The sequence below is a fragment of the Streptomyces sp. NPDC025793 genome, assembly GCF_055558375.1.
The window spans coordinates 617,957-634,721 of the sequence record NZ_JBVHMR010000001.1; the positions used below are offsets into that span (position 1 = coordinate 617,957).

Annotated in this window: 13 protein-coding genes; 6 read left to right on the forward strand and 7 right to left on the reverse strand. The window is 71.5% G+C overall.

Annotated features, from left to right (window positions below; genetic code table 11):
* The first annotated feature begins 172 nt into the window (after positions 1-172).
* The gene (gene pgi / locus ACZ4MF_RS02940) at positions 173-1,825 is read left to right on the forward strand and encodes a glucose-6-phosphate isomerase (RefSeq protein WP_467489185.1); all 1,653 of its coding nucleotides are present in this window, start codon (positions 173-175) and stop codon (positions 1,823-1,825) included.
* 142 nt (positions 1,826-1,967) lie between these two features.
* On the opposite strand, the gene ACZ4MF_RS02945 is transcribed toward pgi, so the two are convergent.
* The 3 genes from ACZ4MF_RS02945 to ACZ4MF_RS02955 are packed head-to-tail and all read right to left on the reverse strand — an operon-like array spanning position 1,968 to position 5,523.
* Positions 1,968-4,250 (reverse strand): FtsX-like permease family protein, encoded by a 2,283-nt coding sequence (locus ACZ4MF_RS02945; protein ID WP_467489480.1) that lies wholly within the window; start codon positions 4,248-4,250, stop codon positions 1,968-1,970.
* Positions 4,251-4,270: 20 nt separating this feature from the next.
* A complete protein-coding gene (locus ACZ4MF_RS02950; protein ID WP_467489187.1) occupies positions 4,271-5,020 on the reverse strand; it encodes an ABC transporter ATP-binding protein in 750 nt (249 codons plus the stop codon).
* Positions 5,017-5,523 (reverse strand): PadR family transcriptional regulator, encoded by a 507-nt coding sequence (locus tag ACZ4MF_RS02955; RefSeq protein WP_362819014.1) that lies wholly within the window; start codon positions 5,521-5,523, stop codon positions 5,017-5,019. The genes ACZ4MF_RS02950 and ACZ4MF_RS02955 overlap by 4 nt, the downstream gene beginning before the upstream one ends.
* 132 nt (positions 5,524-5,655) lie before the next feature.
* On the opposite strand from ACZ4MF_RS02955, the gene ACZ4MF_RS02960 reads away from it, so the two are divergent.
* The 5 genes from ACZ4MF_RS02960 to ACZ4MF_RS02980 all read left to right on the forward strand — a co-directional run bounded on the left by ACZ4MF_RS02960 (position 5,656) and on the right by ACZ4MF_RS02980 (position 12,243).
* Positions 5,656-6,927, forward strand: coding sequence for an ABC transporter substrate-binding protein (locus ACZ4MF_RS02960; protein ID WP_467489189.1), 1,272 nt, complete (start codon positions 5,656-5,658; stop codon positions 6,925-6,927).
* Between the two features lie 135 nt (positions 6,928-7,062).
* Entirely contained in the window at positions 7,063-8,676 is a 1,614-nt protein-coding gene (locus ACZ4MF_RS02965) for a glycoside hydrolase family 13 protein (protein ID WP_467489191.1), read from the forward strand.
* 39 nt (positions 8,677-8,715) lie between these two features.
* A complete protein-coding gene (locus ACZ4MF_RS02970; protein ID WP_467489193.1) occupies positions 8,716-10,041 on the forward strand; it encodes an ABC transporter substrate-binding protein in 1,326 nt (441 codons plus the stop codon).
* A gap of 13 nt (positions 10,042-10,054) precedes the next feature.
* Positions 10,055-11,407: an ABC transporter permease subunit gene (locus tag ACZ4MF_RS02975; RefSeq protein WP_467489194.1), complete on the forward strand. Its 1,353-nt coding sequence runs from the start codon at positions 10,055-10,057 to the stop codon at positions 11,405-11,407.
* Positions 11,404-12,243, forward strand: coding sequence for a carbohydrate ABC transporter permease (locus ACZ4MF_RS02980; protein WP_356021339.1), 840 nt, complete (start codon positions 11,404-11,406; stop codon positions 12,241-12,243). Before ACZ4MF_RS02975 ends, ACZ4MF_RS02980 begins: the two co-directional genes overlap by 4 nt.
* A 48-nt stretch (positions 12,244-12,291) precedes the next feature.
* Here ACZ4MF_RS02980 and pgl read toward each other — a convergent pair whose 3' ends face one another.
* The 4 genes from pgl to tal are packed head-to-tail and all read right to left on the reverse strand — an operon-like array spanning position 12,292 to position 16,763.
* Positions 12,292-13,074 (reverse strand): 6-phosphogluconolactonase, encoded by a 783-nt coding sequence (gene pgl, locus ACZ4MF_RS02985; protein ID WP_362819009.1) that lies wholly within the window; start codon positions 13,072-13,074, stop codon positions 12,292-12,294.
* Positions 13,071-14,108 (reverse strand): glucose-6-phosphate dehydrogenase assembly protein OpcA, encoded by a 1,038-nt coding sequence (gene opcA / locus ACZ4MF_RS02990; protein WP_467489196.1) that lies wholly within the window; start codon positions 14,106-14,108, stop codon positions 13,071-13,073. Before opcA ends, pgl begins: the two co-directional genes overlap by 4 nt.
* Positions 14,105-15,643 carry a glucose-6-phosphate dehydrogenase gene (zwf, locus tag ACZ4MF_RS02995; RefSeq protein WP_467489198.1) on the reverse strand — a complete coding sequence of 513 codons (1,539 nt, stop codon included), beginning with the start codon at positions 15,641-15,643 and terminating at the stop codon, positions 14,105-14,107. Before zwf ends, opcA begins: the two co-directional genes overlap by 4 nt.
* A 1-nt stretch (position 15,644) precedes the next feature.
* Positions 15,645-16,763 carry a transaldolase gene (tal, locus tag ACZ4MF_RS03000; RefSeq protein ID WP_467489200.1) on the reverse strand — a complete coding sequence of 373 codons (1,119 nt, stop codon included), beginning with the start codon at positions 16,761-16,763 and terminating at the stop codon, positions 15,645-15,647.
* Between the last annotated feature and the right edge of the window lie 2 nt (positions 16,764-16,765).

The window sequence follows — 16,765 nt, forward strand, 5'->3', positions numbered from 1 at the left end:
GCTGCCTCCCGCTCTGCCTCCTCCTGTGCCGTCTGTACGCGGTACCGACACCGGCGCGTCGCACGGACGTACCTGTTGTTGACCGTGCGGACAGCATTGTGTCCGCTCGTCCCATGTCCTGATCAACTAGGTTGGGACGCGACAGGTGCAGGAAAGAAGGCTGAGGTCGGAAATGAACGCAGACGGCCGGACCAGGCTCAACCAGACGCCCGAGTGGACGGCTCTCGCCAAGCACCGGGAGGAGCTGGCCGACACCCATCTCAGGGAGCTGTTCGCCGCCGAACCCGGGCGCGGTGCGGGATACACGCTCCAGGTCGGCGACCTGTACGTCGACTACTCGAAGCACCTGGTCACCGACGAGACGCTGCGGCTGCTGCGCGAGCTGGCCGACGCCACGGACGTCTTCGGCCTGCGGGACGCCATGTTCCGGGGCGAGAAGATCAACGTCACCGAGGACCGCGCCGTGCTGCACACCGCGCTGCGCGCCCCGCGCGACGCCGTGATCGAGGTCGACGGCGAGAACGTCGTCCCCAAGGTGCACGCCGTCCTCGACAAGATGAGCGACTTCGCCGACCGCGTCCGCTCCGGCGCGTGGACCGGCCACACCGGCAAGCGCATCAAGAACGTGGTCAACGTCGGCATCGGCGGCTCCGACCTCGGCCCCGCGATGGCCTACGAGGTGCTGCGCAGCTTCACCGACCGTGATCTCAGGGTCCGCTTCGTCTCCAACGTGGACGGCGCCGACCTGCACGAGGCCATCCGCGACCTCGACCCCGCCCAGACGCTGTTCATCATCGCCTCCAAGACCTTCACCACGATCGAGACGATCACCAACGCCACCTCCGCCCGCAGCTGGCTGGTGGCCGCGCTCGGTGACGATGCGGCGGTGGCCAAGCACTTCGTCGCCCTGTCGACCAATGCCGGGAAGGTCGCCGAGTTCGGCATCGACACGGCCAACATGTTCGAGTTCTGGGACTGGGTCGGCGGCCGTTACTCGTACGACTCCGCGATCGGCCTGTCCCTGATGATCGCGATCGGCCCGGACCGCTTCCGCGAGATGCTCGACGGCTTCCACCTGGTCGACGAGCACTTCCGCACCGCCCCCGCCGAGACCAACGTGCCACTGCTGCTGGGCCTGTTGGGCATCTGGTACGACAACTTCCACGACGCCCAGTCGCACGCCGTCCTGCCCTACAGCCACTACCTCTCCCGGTTCACCGCGTATCTCCAGCAGCTGGACATGGAGTCCAACGGCAAGTACGTGGCGCGCGACGGCAAGGAGGTGGAGTGGCAGACCGGTCCGGTGGTGTGGGGCACGCCGGGCACCAACGGGCAGCACGCCTATTACCAGTTGATCCACCAGGGCACGAAGCTGATCCCGGCGGACTTCATCGGCTTCGCCGAGCCGGTGGCCGAGCTGAGCGGTGAACTCCGGGCGCAGCACGACCTGTTGATGGCCAACTTCTTCGCCCAGACCCAGGCCCTCGCCTTCGGCAAGACCGCCGAGGAGGTCCGCGCGGAGGGGGTGGCCGAGGAGCTGGTCGCGCACAAGACCTTCCAGGGCAACCGGCCGACCACGACCATCCTGGCCAGGGCGCTCACCCCGTCCGTCCTCGGCCAGCTCGTCGCCCTCTACGAGCACAAGGTCTTCGTGCAGGGTGCGGTGTGGAACATCGACTCCTTCGACCAGTGGGGCGTGGAACTGGGCAAGGTCCTCGCCAAGCGCGTCGAGCCCGCCCTGACCGAGGGCGCGGAGGTGCCGGGCCTGGACGCCTCGACCAAGGCCCTGGTCGCCAAGTACCGCGCCCTGCGCGGTCGTAGCTGACCGGCGTACAGCCGGCAGGCACACACAGCTGAACCGGCTGCACACAGCCGACCCGGTACGCACGGGAGCCGACCGCGCCGCGGCCGACCGGCTCCCGTGCGCTCCCGGCGATCGCCGGGTCCGCGCAGGGCCGGGCGTCGGCTCAGGCCACCGCGCTCAGCGTGTCCGCGAGTCGTCGGCGTGCCGTGCGGGTGGCGGGGAGTGCGGCGAGTCCGGCTGCTCCCAGGACGGTGGCCGTGCCCAGTGCGAGGAGCAGTCCGGGGGAGGGGGAGCGGGCGATCCCCGCGCCGATTCCGCTGGAGGCGCCCTGGGCGTCGATGAGCCGGCGGGCCAGTGGCAGGCCGAGGGCCGTGGCGGTGAGCGTCGCGGCCAGGGCCGTGGCGCTCGTGGCCGTGACGGTGATCGCGGTGATCTGCCGCGGGGACATGCCGATCGCCTTGAAGGCGAGCACGTCGCGCTCGCCCTCCCGGACGCTGCCGCCGATCGCGGTCAGCAGCTCCACCAGCCCGATGAGGGCGAGTACGGCGATCAGCCCGGCGACGACCGCGCGCAGCGGGGAGAGCCCGTCGGCCGGGTTGGTCACGGCGTGCACGTCGAGGTGGCCCCGGCCGGCGGTGGTGAGCGCGGCGGCCACCCGGTGCGGGTCGGCGTCCGGGCGCAGCCGCAGCTCGTAGAAGGCCGGGGCCAGGTGCGGGTCGTTCTCGCGGAGGGTGTCCAGGGAGGCCGTGGCGACCCGGCCGGCGTTCTGCGGTTCGATGCTGCGGCCGACGATGTGCAGGATCTGCGGCCGGTCGCCGACCGTCATCCGTACCCAGTCGCCGACCCGCGCGTGCAGCAGGTCCAGCAGCCCCTGCCCGGCCACCGCCTCGTCCGGTCCGTGCGCGGCGCGGCCCTCGGCGAGGGCGTAGGGGTAGGGGCGGGCGTCGGTGCCGAGACCGCGCAGGGCGATGGTCGCGGTCTGCCCGGGTACCAGCGCGGCCAGTTCGACGCCCGGATAGACGGCGGCGACGCGGGAGTCGCCGGCCAGCAGGGACCGCAGGTCCGCCGGCGCCGGTGTGCCGTCCGTGCGGACCGTGAGCGAGGTGGGCAGACCGACCCGGGCCGGGTCGGTGTGGAACCGGTCGATCGTGGTCCATGCGCTGAGCGCCACCACGATCAGCAGCAACGGCAGGGTGAGACGGGCCACGGTGGTCAGCGAGCGTCCGCGCCCCGTCAGCAGCTTGTGAAGGCCGAGGACCAGCGCGGCCGGCAGACGCATTCCGAGCGCCCGCCGGGCCGGGCCGGTGAGCCGTCCGCCCGTCGCCGCGGCCGGGCGCGGCACCGGGACCGGCGGCACCCGTCCGGCCCGCCAGGCCGCGAGGCCCGTGGTCAGGCCGATGAACAGCACCGCGCCGACGGGCACCGCCAACAGCGCCATGGCATGTCCCGGCAGCCCCTGCCACACGCCCACGGCGTCGCCGAGCCGCCCGGGGATCCGGCTGCCCAGCGTCTGGGTGAGGGCGGCGGCGGCCACGGCGCCGAGCAGGGCGTAGGCGAGGTGCTGGAGCAGGAAGATCCGGACGACCTGGCCGGGGGTGAAGCCGATCGCCTTCAGCACCGACAGGTCGCGCAGATGGCCGCGGATCCGGGTGGCGATCGCCCCGTGCACGGCGAGTCCGGCGGCGATCAGCGCGCCGAGTCCGAACAGGCCGAGCACCTGCCCGAGCAGGCGGTTGTCCCCCTGTGCCGCGGCGCGGGCCTGCTGCCAGGTGGAGACCTCGCCGACCGCGCCCGCGCCCAGCACGGTGACGGCGCGCTGCACCGCGTAGTCCGTGTCGGCCGGATCGCCGAGCCGCAGCCCGATGACCTGGCCGCCGGGCGCCCGCAGCGCGGCCGGCCGGGCCCAGACCAGGCCCGGCTGCTCGCCGGGGCTGTAGGACGGCTCGGCGCTGTCGGCGACGCCCTCGACGGTCAGGGTGCGACGAGTGCCGGGCAGCGTGAGGGTGTCTCCGGGCTCGGCCAGCAGGGCACGCGCGAGGCCGCTCTCCAGCACCACGCCGTCCGGCTCGGCCGGATCCAGCCAGTGTCCGGCGGTGAGCAGCGGCCGGCCGACGGAGGGCAGCTGTGCGGTGCCGCGCAGCTCCACGGAGGCACGGGCGCCGCGTGAGGCGACGGTGACGGACTCGGTGCGATAGGGGCCGGCGACGGACGCGACGCCGTCCAGCCGGGCGAGCCTGCCGGTGTCCGCGGACGACGCGGTGTGGATCCACACGTGCGCCCCGCGCGCCTCGGCGAAGGTCCGCTGCCAGGGGTTGGTCGCATAGCCGAACAGGGCGGCGGCCAGCAGCAGCGAGGCGACGATGCCGGCGGTGGCCAGCACGAGGAACAGCGCCTCGCCGCGATGCGTCCGCAGGTCGGAGTGCGCCCAGCGCAGGGTGGCCCGCACGTCCCTGAGATCCAGCACGGTCAGTCCTTCAGCTCCAGCACGCCGGAGATGCCGGCGCGGCGCGGCGGCGCACCGTCCAGCGCGGCGTCGTCCGCTATCCGGCCGTCGAAGAAGCTGATCACCCGGTCCGCGGCGCTCGCCAGCCGGGCGTCATGGGTGACCAGCACGATCGTCTGGCCGCGTGCGTGGAAGCGGGACAGCAGCCGCATCACCTCGCGGGTGCCCTTGCTGTCCAGGCTGCCCGCGGGCTCGTCGGCCAGCAGCAGCGGCGGATGGTTGACCAGGGCCCGGGCGAGGGCGACCCGCTGCTGCTCACCGCCGGACAGCTCGCCCGGCATGCCGCGCTCCTTGCCCGCGAGGCCCAGCTCGGCCAGCAGCGCCTCGCGCTCGGCGCGGGCCTGCTTCGGCGGGGTGCCCGCGAGCAGGGCGGGCAGTTCGACGTTGTCGGCGACGGACAGGTTCGAGACCAGGTTGAAGAACTGGAAGACGATCCCGATGGCCTTGCGGCGTTCCACCGCCCAGCGCGCCTCGCCGAACGAGTCCGTGCACCGGCCGTCCAGCCAGATGCTGCCCTCGTCCGGCCGCTGGAGCCCGCCCAGCAGGTGCAGCAGTGTCGACTTCCCGGCGCCGGACGGACCGGTGATCGCCACGAACTCGCCCCGGGCCACGCTCAGGTCGACCCCGCGGACGGCGTGCGCGGGCGCGCCCTCGCCGTGGTGGGTCTTGACCAGGCCCTCGGCGCGGAGCACCGGAACACGGTCCTCGCTCATTCCAGTTCCTCCTGGCACCGCTCCAGCCAGTCGAGGTCGGCCTGCAGATGCAGCATCGCGCCCTCGATCAGCAACTGGGCGATTCGGTTGTCCCGGTTCTCGGCCGCGGCCAGCTTCGACAGGCTGCGCATGGTGTTGAGGTACTGGCGCCGCTGCTTGTTGATGAGGGCGATCTGGTCGACGAGGCCGGTCTGCGGGGCGAGAGCGAGCTTCATGAAGAACTCGTCCCGCACCCGCGGCTCGTCCTCGGTCTCCTCGAACCAGACGTGCAGCGCCTCCCGCCCGGCGTCGGTGAGGTGGTAGACCTTCTTGTTGGGCCGGCTGGACTGCTCGACGTCCTCGCCCTCGATCAGCCCGGACTTCTCCAGGCGGCCGAGGGTGACGTAGATCTGGCCGACGTTGGGCTGAGGGTACGCGGAGCCCAGCAGTTGCTCAAGGTCCTGCTTCAGCTCGTAGCCGTGGGCGGGGCCGCGGGCGAGGAGTGCCAGGAGGGCAAGGCGCACTCGTGCTGTCCTCCTGTCTGCTCACAATGTGCTCCAGACCCTAGTATCGCCCATACCTAACAGGTATACATGGCCTCTGACTCCCGGGGCGAGGGCGCCCGGAGCCGTGTGTACGTGTTCAGGGAGGAACCTATGCGGTGGATACGCGCCGCCGGTAGGGGCCTCCTCGTTCTCGCCGTGATCACGGCCGGGTACGTCACCTCCGGTGCCCACGCCGAGGAGGGCGCGGCCGAGGGGCGCGGCCCGCTCACCCTGGCCACCGCCGGCGACCTCACCGGCTATCTCGGCCCGCTGCTCCAGGGCTGGAACCGCACCCACCCCGGTGAGAAGGTCACCCTCGTCGAGCTGCCGGACTCCGCGGACGAGACCCATGCGCAGATGACGACCGACCTGCGCGGCGGCGACCGCAGCCGCTTCGACGTCCTCAACATCGACGTCAACTGGACCTCGGAGTTCGCGGCGGCCGGCTGGATCCGCCCGCTGCCCCCGAGCCGCTTCCCGCTGAAGAGCTTCCTGCCGCCCGTCGTGAACACGGCCACCTACGAGGGACGGCTGTACGCGGTCCCGTACGTCACGAACGCCGGGCTCCTGCTGTACCGCAAGGACGTCCTCGCCGAGGCGGGCGTGCCGCCGCCGCGCACCTGGGCCGAGCTGGAGCGCGATGCGAGGACCATCGCGCCGGCGTACGGACTCGACGGCTATGCGGGCCAGTTCCTGCCCTACGAGGGCCTCACCGTCAACGCGGCCGAGGCCGTGTACTCGGCGGGCGGCACCATCCTCGGCGACGAGGGCACCCGGGTCACCGTCGACTCGGCCGCCGCGCGCAAGGGCATCGGCTTCCTCGCCCGCGGCGTCCGCGAGGGCTGGATCCCGAAGGCGGCGCTGGCCTGGAAGGAGGAGGAGTCCAAGCAGGCCTTCCAGGACGGCAGGCTGCTCTTCCTGCGTAACTGGCCCTACGCCTACGCCGTCGCCTCCGCCAAGGGCTCCAGGGTCGCCGGGAAGATCGGCGCCGTACCCCTGCCCGGCCCCGACGGGCCGGGGACCAGCGTCCTCGGCGGCTCCAACCTCGCGGTCAACTCCCATGCCCGGCACCCCGATTCCGCCGCGCGCCTGATCGCCTACCTCACCAGCGCGCAGGTCCAGCGCCAGGTGCTCGTCCGGGGCGCGCTGCCGCCCGTACGCGCCGCGCTGTACCAGGATCCCGCGCTGATCCGGCGGTTCCCCTATCTGCCGACCCTGCGCACCGCCGTGCTCACCGCCGCGCCGCGCCCCAAGAGCGCGCACTACGACCAGGTCAGCCTGGTGGTGCAGGCGGTGGTGTACGGCGCCCTGACCGGACGCGAGACGCCCGAGCAGGCCGTGCGCCGGCTGGCCGGCGAACTCGACGCCGTCGCCCGTCGCTAGTTACTTGTTAAGTAACGCCGTCATCACGACTGTCGGCTCATTGCGGTGATTTGCCCCGTTATGGTCAGGGAACTGACCAGTAGTTTCCGTTCACTTCGTTGACACCTTCGCGAGGCTCCTACCTAACATGCATGCATGTTGAGTAAGTACGACGGCTGGTGGCGTGACGCCGTGATCTACCAGGTCTACGTCCGCAGCTTTCTGGACAGCACCGGCGACGGCATCGGCGATCTCGCCGGGGTCCGCTCGGGGCTGCCGTACCTGAAGAAGCTCGGCGTCGACGGCATCTGGCTGAGCCCGTTCTACCCCTCGCCGCAGCACGACCACGGCTACGACGTGGCCGACTACCGCGCAGTCGACCCGCTCTTCGGCGACCTCGCCGAGTTCGACCTGCTGATGACGGCCGCCCACCGGCTCGGCATCAAGGTGCTCCTCGACATCGTCCCCAACCACTGCTCCAGCGAGCACCCCTGGTTCCGCGAGGCTCTGGACGGCGCACCCGGCAGCCCGGCCCGCGCCCGCTTCCACTTCGCCGACGGCCGCGGCCAGGGCGGCGCCGAGCCGCCCAACAACTGGCACGCCATGTTCGGCGGCCCCGCCTGGAGCAGAGTCGGCGACGGCCAGTGGTACCTGCACATGTTCACGCCCGAACAGCCGGACTGGAACTGGCGTCATCCCGAGATCCCCGCCGAGTTCGACCGGACCCTGCGCTTCTGGCTCGACCGGGGCGTGGACGGCTTCCGCATCGACGTCGCCGCCGGCCTGTTCAAGCACCCCGAACTGCCCGACTCCGACGACCCCGAGGCCGACGCCCGCACCCGCGACTCGGTCAACCCGCTCGCCTGGAACCAGCCCGAGGTGCACGAGGTGTGGCGGCAGTGGCGGGCGACATGCGAGGAGTACACGGCCCGCGACGGCCGTGAACGCCTCCTCGTCGGCGAGGTCTCCGTGCCCACCGCTCGCGAACACGCCCTGTACGTCCGCCCCGACGAACTCCACCAGGCCTTCTTCTTCGACCTGCTCGGCGCCCCCTGGGACGCCGACGCCTTCCGCAAGGTCGTCTCCGAGGCGATGCAGGACATCGCCGGCACCGGCTCCACGGTCACCTGGGTCCTCAACAACCACGACCAGGTCCGCACCGTCACCCGCTACGGCGAACCCGCCACCGAAGGCAGCGGTCTCGGCGCCGCCCGCGCCCGCGCCGCCGCGCTGCTGATGCTGGCCCTGCCCGGAGCCGCGTACATCTACCAGGGCGAGGAACTGGGACTGCCCGAGGTCGTCGACCTGCCCGACGACGTGCTCACCGACCCGATCTTCCGCCGTACCGGCAGCCGCGCCCGCATCCGCGACGGCTGCCGGGTGCCGCTGCCCTGGTCCGGGCAGGCCTCGCCGTTCGGCTTCACCTCCGGCGCCGAGTCCGCCAAACCCTGGCTGCCGCAGCCGGACTACTTCGCCGCCTACGCCACCGACCGCGCCCTCGCCGACACCCGCTCCTTCTGGCACCTGTACCGCGACGGCCTCCAACTACGGCGCTCACTGCCCCAGTTGGGCGAGGGAACCCTGCGCTGGCTGGACACTCCGCCCGGCGTCCTCGCCTTCGCCCGCGGCGACGACCTCGTCTGCGCCGTCAACTTCACCACCGCCCCCATGCCCGCGCCGGTCTCCGGCACCCCCCTGCTGTCCAGCGGCCCCTGCCCGCCCGGCGTCCTGCCCGGCTCCACGGCCGCCTGGTGGCTGAACGACCTGTAGATCCTCCGCCGACTTCCCCGCACGAAAGGCCCGTCAACGATGATGCGACGACGTACGACCCTGCTCACCAGCTGCACCGCCCTCACCCTCGCGCTCGGCGCCACCGCCTGCGGCGGCGGACCGGTCGCGGCCGGCGGCGGCGACAAAGCGCTCAGCGGCCAGACCGTCACCGTGGCCGGTGTCTGGTCCGGAGCCGAACAGAAGAACTTCCAGAAGGTGCTGGACGCGTTCACCGCGAAGACCGGCGCCAAGACCCAGTTCGTCTCCACCGGTGACAACGTCTCCACCGTCGTCGGCAGCAAGATCGAGGGCGGCAACGCACCCGACGTCGTGATGGTCCCGCAGGTCGGCGTGCTCCAGCAGTTCGCCAAGAAGGGCTGGCTCAAGCCGCTGTCGCCGACGGCCCGGCAGACGATCACCGCCGACTACGCGCCCGTGTGGCAGAACTACGGCAGCGTCGGCGGCACCCTGTACGGCCTCTACTTCAAGGCCGCCCACAAGTCCACCGTCTGGTACAGCCCCGGCGCGCTCGCCCAGGCCGGCGTCAAGCCGCCGAAGACGTACGACGAGATGCTCAAGGACGGGCACACGATCTCCGACTCCGGGCTCGCCGCCTTCGCCGTCGGCGGCGAGGACGGCTGGACCCTCACCGACTGGTTCGAGAACGTCTACCTCTCCCAGGCCGGACCCCGGAAGTACGACGCCCTCGCCACCCACCAGCTCAAGTGGACCGACCCCTCCGTCGTCAGGGCGCTCACCACCCTCGGCACGCTCTTCAAGGACAAGCAGCTCGTCGCGGGCGGCCAGAAGGAGGCACTGAACACGGACTTCCCCGGCTCGGTGGAGAAGGTGTTCGGACCCAAGCCCGAGGCCGGCATGGTCTACGAGGGCGACTTCGTGGCCGGCGTCGCCCACGACCAGTTCGGGAAGAGCATCGGCAAGGACGCGGACTTCTTCCCCTTCCCCGCGGTCGACGGCGGCACGGCACCGGTCGTCAGCGGAGGCGACGCGGCGGTCGTCCTCAAGGACGCCAAGAACGCCACGGCCGGCATGAAGCTGCTGGAGTACCTCGCCACCCCCGAGGCGGCGGCCGTCTGGGCGAAGGCGGGCGGCTTCCTGTCCGCGAACAGGAAGCTCGATCTCACCTCGTACGCCGACGACGTCACCCGCGCCACCGCCAAGTCCCTCGTCGGCGCGGGCGACTCGGTCCGCTTCGACATGTCCGACCAGGCGCCCGCCGCCTTCGGCGGCACCAAGGGCGCGGGGGAGTGGAAGCTGCTCCAGGACTTCCTGCGCGACCCCTCGGACCCGAAGGCGACCGCGACGCAGCTGGAGTCCGCCGCGGCCAAGGCCTACGGGAACTGAGCGGCGACCGCACATGACCGCCACCACTCTCGTGAAACAGCAGGCGGGCCCGCGGGCCGCCGGCCCGGCGCGCGGGCGCCGCGGCCGGCGGCGCGCCCGGCTGATCGCCCTGCTCTTCGTCTTCCCGGCGCTGCTCCTGCTCGGCGCGCTCGTCGTCTACCCGGTGCTGTTCTCCGTCGGCCGCAGCTTCTTCGACGCCACCGGCACCCGCTTCGTCGGCGCCGGCAACTACACCGGGATGTTCCGCGACCCGGCCACCCTGAAGGCCATCCGCAACACCGCGATCTGGGTCGTCGTGGCCCCGGCCCTGCTGACCGGGCTCGGCCTGATCCTGGCCGTGCTGGTGGAGAAGGTCCGCTGGGCCACCGCCTTCAAGCTCCTGCTCTTCATGCCGATGGCGGTGTCCTTCCTCGCCGCCGGCATCGTCTTCCGCCTCGCCTACGACGAGGACCCGAACAAGGGCGTGCTCAACGCGGCCGTCGTCTCCGTCCACGACGCCTTCCGGAGCACGTCGGCCTACCCGACGGCCCGCGGGCGCGCGGGTCTGCTGACCGGGGACCGCGACGGCTCCTGGCGTACGACGGCCCGGGCGGGCGAGTCCGTGACGCTCCCGATGGTCGGCGTGCTGCCGGGGGACCTGCCGAAGAACGCCGCGCCCGCGTACCCGGCCGCCGCGAAGCAGGCGGCCCCGGGCGAACTGCGCGGAGTCGTCTACCTGGACTTCACCCCCGGCGGGGGCGGCCGGCAGGGCAAGGTCGACCCGAAGGAGAGCGGCCTGCCCGGGATGACGGTCCAGGCGGTGCGCGACGGCAAGGCGGTCGCGAGTGCGACCACCGCGGCCGACGGTTCCTTCCGCCTGCCCGGACTCGCCGCCGGGTCGTACACGGTGCGGCTGCCGCAGTCCAACTTCGCCCAGCCCTACCAGGGCGTCTCCTGGCTGGGCCCGGCCCTCGTCACGCCGGCGATCATCGGCGCGTACCTGTGGATCTGGACCGGCTTCGCGATGGTGCTGATCGGCGCGGGGCTCTCCACCCTGCCCCGGGACGCGCTGGAGGCGGCCCGGATGGACGGCGCGAACGAGTGGCAGATCTTCCGCCGCATCACCGTGCCGCTGCTGGCCCCCGTGCTGACCGTGGTCTTCGTGACCCTGGTGATCAACGTGATGAAGGTCTTCGACCTCGTCTACATCATCGCGCCCGGACCGGTGCAGGAGGACGCCACCGTCCTCGCGACCCAGATGTGGCTCGTGTCCTTCGGCGGCGGCAACAACCAGGGCCTCGGCAGTGCCCTCGGCGTGCTCCTGCTGCTCCTGGTCATCCCCGCGATGGTCTTCAACGTCCGCCGATTCAGAAGGAGTCAGCGATGAACGCGGTCAGGAGGGGGCTCGGCAACGGCCTGGTACAGGCCTTCCTGGTGGTGATCGGCCTGGTCTGGCTGACACCGCTGGCGGGACTGTTCGTGTCCTCGCTGCGATCGTCCGAGGACAGTGCCAAGGGCGGCTGGTGGACGGCCCTGACGAGTCCCGGCCGGCTGTCCTTCGACAACTACACGGCTCTGCTCAAGAACTCCGGCATCACCCAGGCCTTCTGGAACACGGTGCTGATCTCGGTGCCGGCGACCACCCTGGTCGTCGTCATCGCGGCCCTCGCCGGATACGCCTTCGCCTGGCTGGACTTCCCGCTCAGGGAACCGCTCTTCCTGCTGGTGGTGGCCCTGTTGGTGGTGCCGGTGCAGATCGGTCTGCTCCCGGTGGCCAAACTCTTCGGCGCGCTGGGCCTGTTCGGCACCATCCCCGGAGTCGTCCTCTTCCATGTCGCCTACGGCCTGCCCTTCGCGGTGTTCCTGCTGCGGAACTACTTCGCGGAGATGCCGAAGGAGATGCTGGAGGCGGCACGGATGGACGGCGGCAGCGAGTGGCGCATCTTCACCCGGCTGGTCCTGCCGGTCGGGCGCCCGGCGCTCGCCTCGCTCGCCATCTTCCAGTTCCTGTGGGTGTGGAACGACATGCTGGTCGCCCTGCTCTTCGCCGACAGCTCGTCCCAGCCGCTGACCGTTCAACTCCAGTCCCAGATACGCCAGTTCGGCAGCAACATCGACGTCCTGGCCCCGGGTGCGTTCCTGTCCCTGATCGTGCCGGTCGTGGTGTTCTTCGCGTTCCAGCGGCACTTCGTGCAGGGCGTGATGGCGGGCTCCGTGAAATGAGAAGCGGCGGGGACCGAGGTCCCCGCCGCCCCTACTCACAGCCGGTCGTCACGGCGACGACGGCGGATACAGCGACCGGGGCAGCTGCGAAGCCGCCGCGGAGTCCAGCAGCCACAGGGTGCGCTGCCGCCCGTACGCGCCCGCCGCCGGGGCCTGGATCTCGCCCGCGCCCGACAGGGCGATGGCCGCGGCCTCCGCCTTGTCCGCACCGGCCGCGAGCAGCCACACCTCGCGGGCCGCGCGGATCGCGGGCAGGGTCAGGCTGATCCGGGTCGGCGGCGGCTTGGGCGCGCCGTGCACGCCGACCACCGTGCGCTCGGTCTCCCGTACGGCCGGCAACTCCGGGAAGAGCGAGGCCACATGGGTGTCCGGGCCGACGCCCAGCATGAGCACGTCGAAGGTGGGCACCGAGCCGTGGTTCTCCGGCCCGGACGCCTTCGCCAGCTCCGCCGCGTACGCCTCCGCCGCCGCCTCGACGTCCCTGCCGTACGGGCCGTCGGAGGCGGGCATGGCGTGCACGCGCTCCGGGTCCAGCGGTACCGAGTCCAGCAGGGCCTCGCGGGCCTGCGTGACATTGCGCTCGGGGTCGCCCTCGGGGAGGTAGCGCTCGTCGCCCCACCACAGGTCGAGCCGGCCCCAGTCGATGGCGTCCCGCGCGGGCGCCGCCGCCAGCGCGGCCAGCAGGCCGTTGCCGTTGCGGCCACCGGTGAGGACCACGGACGCGGTGCCCCGGGAGGCCTGCGCGTCCACGATCTTCGTGATCAGACGGGCCGCGGCGGCCTGCGCCATCAGCTCCTTGTCGCGGTGGACGACCAGCTGCGGAGTGCTCACTTCGCCGCCGCCTTCCGCGCCGGGGCCTTCTTGGCGGTCTTGGCCGCCGCCTTCTTCGCGGGCGCGGGTGCCTCGGCGGCCTCCGGCTCGGAACCCGTGGGTTCCGGCGCCGTGTTCAGCCGCTCCACGCCGTAGCGCAGCGCCGACGCGTAGGTGTCGTCCGGGTCGAGCCGGCGCAGCTCCTCCGCGATCAGCTCGGCGGTCTCCCGCCGCTTCAGCGCCACCGCGCGGGCCGGCTGGCCCTCGATGGCAAGCGTGGCCAGCGAACCGTCCGCGCGGTCCAGCACGATCGGGCCGCAGGTGGTCTCCATGCGCACGGCCGTCAGACCGGGGCCGGACGACAGGGAGCGCCGGACGGGGACGTCCAGCCGGTTCGCGAGCCACATCGCCAGCAGCTCACAGCTCGGGTTGAACTCCTCGCCCTCCACCTCGACGCCCCGCACCTCGCAGGTGACCTGGTCCAGGGCCGCCGCGAGCATCGAGCGCCACGGCGTGATCCGGGTCCAGGACAGGTCGGTGTCGCCGGGCGTGTAGGCCTCTGCGCGGGCCGACAGCTCCCGCACCGGCTGCTCGGCGGCATAGGTGTCGGTGACCCGGCGCTGGGCGAGCGCGCCCAGCGGGTCCTTCGCCGGGTCCACCGGGGCGTTCACCGGCCACCACACCACGACCGGGGCGTCCGGCAGCAGCAGCGGCAGCACGACCGAGTCGGCGTGGTCGGACACCTCGCCGTACAGCCGCAGGACGACCGTCTCGCCGGTACCCGCGTCCGCGCCCACCCGCACCTCGGCGTCCAGCCGGGACGTCGTACGGTCGCGCGGGGTGCGCGAGACCCGCTTGATGACCACGAGCGTGCGCGAGGGGTGCTCGCGCGACGCGTCGCCCGCGGCCTTCAGCGCGTCGTACGCGTTCTCCTCGTCGGTCACGATGACGAGGGTCAGGACCATGCCCACGGCCGGCGTGCCGATGGCCCGGCGGCCCTGGACGAGCGCCTTGTTGATGTCGCCGGCGGTGGTGTCGGTCAGGTCTATCTTCATGGCCGCCGCCAGCTCCGTCCGTCTCGTGCGAGCATCTCGTCCGCCTCGGGTGGGCCCCACGTGCCCGACGGGTACTGCGCGGGCCTGCCGTGCTTGTCCCAGTACTGCTCGATCGGGTCGAGGATCTTCCAGGACAGCTCGACCTCCTCCGTGCGCGGGAAGAGGTTGGCGTCGCCCAGCAGCACGTCCAGGATCAGGCGCTCGTACGCCTCCGGGCTCGACTCGGTGAACGACTCGCCGTAGGCGAAGTCCATCGACACGTCCCGGATCTCCATCGAGGTGCCCGGCACCTTGGAGCCGAAGCGGACCGTGATGCCCTCGTCGGGCTGGACGCGGATGACGATCGCGTTCTGGCCCAGCTCCTCCGTCGCCGTGTGGTCGAAGGGGGAGTGCGGGGCCCGCTGGAAGACGACCGCGATCTCGGTGACCCGGCGGCCCAGGCGCTTGCCGGTGCGCAGATAGAAGGGGACGCCCGCCCAGCGGCGGTTGTCGACCTCCAGCTTGATCGCGGCGTAGGTGTCGGTCTTCGACTTGGCGTCGATGCCGTCCTCTTCGAGGTAGCCGATGACCTTCTCGCCGCCCTGCCAGCCGCCCGCGTACTGCCCGCGCACGGTCGAGGCACCCAGGTCCTTCGGCAGCCGTACGGCGCCGAGCACCTTCTCCTTCTCGGCGGCCAGCGCGTCCGCGCCGAAGGAGGCGGGCTCCTCCATGGCGGTGAGCGCCATGAGCTGGAGGAGGTGGTTCTGGATGACGTCACGGGCGGCGCCGATGCCGTCGTAGTAGCCGGCGCGGCCGCCGATGCCGATGTCCTCGGCCATGGTGATCTGCACGTGGTCCACGAAGGACCGGTTCCAGATCGGCTCGAACATCGTGTTGGCGAAGCGCAGCGCCAGGATGTTCTGGACGGTCTCCTTGCCGAGGTAGTGGTCGATCCGGAACACCTGGTCCGGCTCGAACACCTCGTGCACGACCTTGTTCAGCTCCTCGGCCGACTTCAGGTCGTGGCCGAAGGGCTTCTCGATGACGGCGCGCCGCCAGGAACCGCCCGACTGGTCGGCCAGCCCGTGCTTCTTCAGCTGCTGGATGACCACCGGGAAGGAGCGCGGCGGCACCGACAGGTAGAAGGCGAAGTTGCCGCCCGTGCCCTGTGCCTTGTCCAGCTCCTCGATGGTGGCGCGCAGCCGCTCGAAGGCGTCGTCGTCGTCGAAGGTGCCCTGGACGAAACGCATCCCCTGGATGAGCTGCTGCCAGACCTCCTCACGGAACGGGGTGCGGGCGTGCGCCTTGACGGCGTCGTGGACCTCCTGGGCGAAGTCCTCGTTCTCCCACTCGCGGCGGGCGAAGCCCACCAGCGAGAAGCCCGGCGGCAGCAGACCCCGGTTGGCGAGGTCGTACACCGCGGGCATCAGCTTCTTGCGCGACAGGTCGCCCGTGACGCCGAAGATCACCAGGCCCGACGGCCCCGCGATACGCGGGAGCCGTCGGTCGGCGGGGTCACGAAGCGGGTTCGCTCCGGATCCGACGAGGGGTGACAAATCAGCCCTCCGAGGGGGTGAGGCGCTTGAGCTCCGCCTCGGTCGACTTCAGCAGGTCGATCCAGGACGCCTCGAACTTCTCGACGCCCTCGTCCTCCAGCACCTGGACCACGTCGTCGTACGAGATCCCGAGCTTCTCGACCGCGTCGAGGTCGGCGCGGGCCTGCTCGTAGGTGCCGGTGATGGTGTCGCCGGTGATCTCGCCGTGGTCCTCGGCGGCCTCCAGCGTGGCCTCCGGCATGGTGTTGACCGTGTTCGGCGCGACCAGGTCGGTGACGTACATCGTGTCCTGGTACGCCGGGTCCTTCACGCCGGTCGACGCCCACAGCGGACGCTGCTTGCGGGCGCCCGCGTTCTCCAGCGCCTGCCAGCGGTCGGAGGAGAAGACCTCCTCGAACGCCTGGTAGGCGAGGCGCGCGTTGGCGATGGCGGCCTTGCCGCGCAGCGCCTTGGCCTCGTCGGTGCCGATGCCGTCCAGCCGCTTGTCGATCTCGGTGTCCACACGGGACACGAAGAACGACGCCACGGAGCGGATGAGCGACAGGTCGAGGCCGCGCTCCTTCGCCTTCTCCAGACCAGTGAGGTAGGCGTCCATCACCGCGCGGTAGCGCTCCAGCGAGAAGATCAGCGTCACGTTGACGCTGATGCCGAGGCCGATGACCTCCGCGATCGCCGGCAGACCCGCCTTGGTGGCCGGGATCTTGATCAGGGTGTTGGGGCGGTCCACCAGCCAGGCCAGCTGCTTGGCCTCGGCGACCGTCGCCCTGGTGTGGTGGGCCAGACGGGGGTCGACCTCGATGGAGACCCGGCCGTCCTGGCCGTCGGTGGCGTCGAAGACCGGGCGCAGGATGTCGGCGGCGTCACGGACGTCCGCCGTCGTGATCATGCGGATGGCCTCGTCGACGGTGACCTTGCGGGCGGCGAGATCCGTGAGCTGCTGCTCGTAGCCGTCGCCGCCGCTGATCGCCTTCTGGAAGATCGTCGGGTTGGTGGTGACGCCCACGACGTGCTGCTGGTCGATCAGCTCGGCGAGGTTGCCGGACGTGATCCGCTTGCGCGACAGGTCGTCCAGCCAGATCGCGACGCCTTCCTCGGAGAGGCGCTTGAGTGCGTCTGTCATGG

Coding starts and splice junctions, on each gene's coding strand:
- tal (WP_467489200.1), bottom strand. CDS start 16,763: ATGACAGACGCACTCAAGCGCCTCTCCGAGGAAGGCGTCGCGATCTGG.
- ACZ4MF_RS02960 (WP_467489189.1), top strand. CDS start 5,656: ATGCGGTGGATACGCGCCGCCGGTAGGGGCCTCCTCGTTCTCGCCGTG.
- pgi (WP_467489185.1), top strand. CDS start 173: ATGAACGCAGACGGCCGGACCAGGCTCAACCAGACGCCCGAGTGGACG.
- ACZ4MF_RS02970 (WP_467489193.1), top strand. CDS start 8,716: ATGATGCGACGACGTACGACCCTGCTCACCAGCTGCACCGCCCTCACC.
- opcA (WP_467489196.1), bottom strand. CDS start 14,108: ATGAAGATAGACCTGACCGACACCACCGCCGGCGACATCAACAAGGCG.
- ACZ4MF_RS02980 (WP_356021339.1), top strand. CDS start 11,404: ATGAACGCGGTCAGGAGGGGGCTCGGCAACGGCCTGGTACAGGCCTTC.
- ACZ4MF_RS02950 (WP_467489187.1), bottom strand. CDS start 5,020: ATGAGCGAGGACCGTGTTCCGGTGCTCCGCGCCGAGGGCCTGGTCAAG.
- ACZ4MF_RS02975 (WP_467489194.1), top strand. CDS start 10,055: ATGACCGCCACCACTCTCGTGAAACAGCAGGCGGGCCCGCGGGCCGCC.
- ACZ4MF_RS02965 (WP_467489191.1), top strand. CDS start 7,063: ATGTTGAGTAAGTACGACGGCTGGTGGCGTGACGCCGTGATCTACCAG.